We start from the raw sequence: 3197 nt of genomic DNA, 5'->3' as shown, positions 1-3197 counted from the left end.
GACTATGGTTGGTTCAATTTTTGGCTGGCTAGCTCTGCTATTTGCAGGTATGCCCGTTGGTTTCTCGTTAATTTTTGTCGCTCTTGTATTTTTAGTATTAACCAATAGTACAGGTATTAACTTTGCTGCTCAGCAGATGATAGGTGGTATCGATAACTTCACTTTATTAGCGGTTCCTTTTTTTGTGTTAACCGGACACCTAATGAACAGTGCTGGTATTACGGAACGTATTTTTAATTTCGCTAAGTCTCTTGTTGGTCATATTACGGGTAGTTTGGGCCACGTAAATATCATGGCAAGCTTGTTATTTTCAGGTATGTCCGGCTCAGCATTAGCTGATGCTGGTGGTTTAGGACAACTTGAGATTAAGTCAATGCGTGATGCTAAGTATGACGACGATTTTGCCGGTGGTTTGACGGCTGCATCTTGTATTATTGGTCCTTTAGTTCCCCCTTCAGTTCCTTTGGTCATTTACGGTGTTGTGTCAAATACATCCATCGGGGCTTTATTTTTAGCGGGTGCCATCCCGGGTCTTTTGTGTTGTGTTGCGTTGATGGTAATGAGTTACTTCATCTGTAAAAAGCGAGGGTACATGACGCTGCCAAAAGCGACGCGTCGTGAACAGCTAAAATCTTTTAAAGAAGCATTCTTGTCACTCTTAACGCCTGTGATCATCATCGGTGGTATTTTCTCTGGCAAGTTTACTCCAACAGAAGCCGCAGTAGTGTCATCTCTATATGCTTTGTTCTTGGGTCTAGTGGTATACAAACAACTTACGCTAAGCAGCTTGGTCGACATTTTAAAAGAGACAGTAAACACTACGGCAGTTGTCGCGTTAATGGTTATGGGTGTAACCGTATTTGGTTGGATCGTAGCTCGTGAGCAGTTGCCACAAATGCTTGCAGATTATTTCTTAACAATCAGCGATAACCCGTTGGTATTGTTGCTACTAATCAACTTACTGTTGTTGTTCTTAGGTACCTTTATTGAGTCATTAGCCTTACTTCTACTCTTGGTTCCGTTCTTGGTTCCAGTGGCAGCAGCTGTAGGTATCGACCCAGTTCACTTTGGCGTTATGGCAATTCTTAACCTAATGATTGGCATTCTAACACCGCCTATGGGCATGGCTCTCTATGTTGTTTCACGTGTTGGTGACATTCCATTCCATACATTGACTAGAGGTGTAATGCCGTTGCTAGTGCCTTTGTTTATTGTTTTGGCTCTTGTTGCAATTTTCCCACAATTCACCCTACTACTACCTCAAATGTTCTTAGGTTATGGACAGTAGTTTGGCGACTGAAAATTAAATTATTAAGGTAAATGAAATGAAAAAATTAACTGGCCTGATTGCTGCTCCGCATACTCCATTTACAGTGGACAACAAGGTTAACTTTGGTGCGATTGATCAAATTGCTGAGTTGCTAATTTCTCAAGGTGTTAAAGGAGCTTACATATGTGGTACCACGGGAGAAGGAATTCACTGTTCTGTTGAAGAGAGAAAAGCGATTGCTGAACGTTGGGTAAAAGCTGCGGACGGTAAACTGGATTTGGTTTTACACACTGGTGCTTTAAGCATTGTTGACTCAATAAACTTAACTGAACACGCCGAAACTCTCGATATTTTGGCAACATCTGCGATTGGCCCTTGTTTCTTTAGACCAGGAAGCGTTGACGATTTGGTAGAATATTGCGCGCAAATTGCTGCGGCAGCGCCTTCTAAAGGCTTCTACTACTATCATTCAGGAATGTCAGGTGTAAATCTGGACCTAGAGCAGTTCTTAATCAAAGGTGAGCAACGTATTCCGAATTTGTCGGGTGCGAAGTTCAATAATTCTGATTTGTACGAGTACCAACGTTGCGTTCGTGTTTCTAACGGAAAGTTTGATGTGCCATTTGGTGTTGATGAATTTCTACCTGCAGGCTTAGCCGTTGGTGCTGTGGGTGCAGTAGGTAGTACTTACAACTACGCTGCGCCTTTATATCTCAAAATCATTGAAGCCTTTAATCAGGGGAAACATGATGAAGTCGCTTCACTAATGGATAAAGTGATTGCTATCATTCGCGTCCTTGTTGAATATGGTGGCGTTGCGGCGGGTAAAGTTGCTATGCAACTGCATGGTATTGATGCTGGTAATCCTCGTCAGCCAATCCGCTCTTTAACGGATAAACAGAAAGCAGATGTTATTGCGAAAATGAAAGATGCGGGATTTATGTCGTTATCTTGATTCTCATCAATGAGGGGAGCGATGCTCCCTTCATATTTAAGAATCTAGAAACAAATCATTGAGATAGTGTATTAATAGATTCAGGTCTTTGATACTTTATCACTGGCCAAATTATTGTTAAGGATGCCCCGTGAATTTGCCTAAAAACTTACTGGTTCGGTTGCGATCAAATATTGAGCCGTTAAGTAAAAAACTAAGATTGGTTGCCGACTATGTGATGGAAAACGCACATGATGTTCAGTACCAAACCATTACTGATTTAGCGCGAAATACAAAAACGAGTGAAGCGACGGTTCTGCGTCTCTGTCGAGATATGGGGTACAAAGGCTATTCAGATTTTAGAATGGCATTGGCGGTTGATTTAAGTCAGTCTGCAAACAACTCACAACCTAAAATTGATGGTGATATATGTGATGTATCAGCACAAAGCGCGGTAGAAAGCCTCCTTGATACTGCTAAGCTGATCGATAGAAACTCACTGAAACGTATTTGTGAACTTATCCATAAAGCTCAGTTTATCGGCTGCGTAGGTGTTGGGGCATCTAGCATCGTTGGGCGTTACCTTGCTTACCGTCTCGTTCGTATCGGCAAAAAAGCGATTATGTATGAGGATACTCATCTTGCTGCAATGAGTGCCCGTAGAAGCACTACAGGTGACATTTGGTTTTCGGTATCGAGTTCCGGTACAACCAAAGAAGTGATTCATGCTGCCTCCCAAGCTCATAAACGAGGTGTTCCTGTCATTTCTTTAACCAATATAAGCCACAGTCCATTATCGTCTATTTCAGATGAAATGCTGGTTGCTGCGCGACCGGAAGGGCCATTAACTGGGGGCGCTTTCTCCTCTAAAGTTGGAGCGTTATTGCTTGTTGATGCTTTGATTAACACACTTTTAGATATTTACCCTGAATACTCAGAATCTGTTTTTGAAACGGCAGAGGTCGTTCTTCCTCTCATGGATTGATTCTTATC

General features: G+C 42.1%; 3 protein-coding genes. All 3 read left to right on the top strand.

From position 1 onward, the window contains the following. The first annotated feature begins 4 nt into the window (after window positions 1–4). The gene (gene siaM, locus B9J87_RS12010) at window positions 5–1288 is read left to right on the top strand and encodes a sialic acid TRAP transporter large permease SiaM (protein WP_020327936.1); all 1284 of its coding nucleotides are present in this window, start codon (window positions 5–7) and stop codon (window positions 1286–1288) included. A gap of 37 nt (window positions 1289–1325) precedes the next feature. After that, a complete protein-coding gene (locus tag B9J87_RS12005) occupies window positions 1326–2225 on the top strand; it encodes a dihydrodipicolinate synthase family protein (RefSeq protein ID WP_020327935.1) in 900 nt (299 codons plus the stop codon). A 130-nt stretch (window positions 2226–2355) separates the two neighbouring features. Beyond that, window positions 2356–3189 (top strand): MurR/RpiR family transcriptional regulator, encoded by an 834-nt coding sequence (locus B9J87_RS12000; RefSeq protein ID WP_020327934.1) that lies wholly within the window; start codon window positions 2356–2358, stop codon window positions 3187–3189. The last annotated feature ends 8 nt before the right edge of the window (window positions 3190–3197 follow it).

Origin of the sequence: Vibrio sp. V19_P1S1T109 (assembly GCF_002241375.1) — a bacterium.
Lineage (GTDB): Bacteria > Pseudomonadota > Gammaproteobacteria > Enterobacterales > Vibrionaceae > Vibrio > Vibrio anguillarum.
The sequence above is the reverse complement of the archived record's forward strand: the minus strand, read 5'-3'. Positions and strand labels throughout refer to the sequence as shown.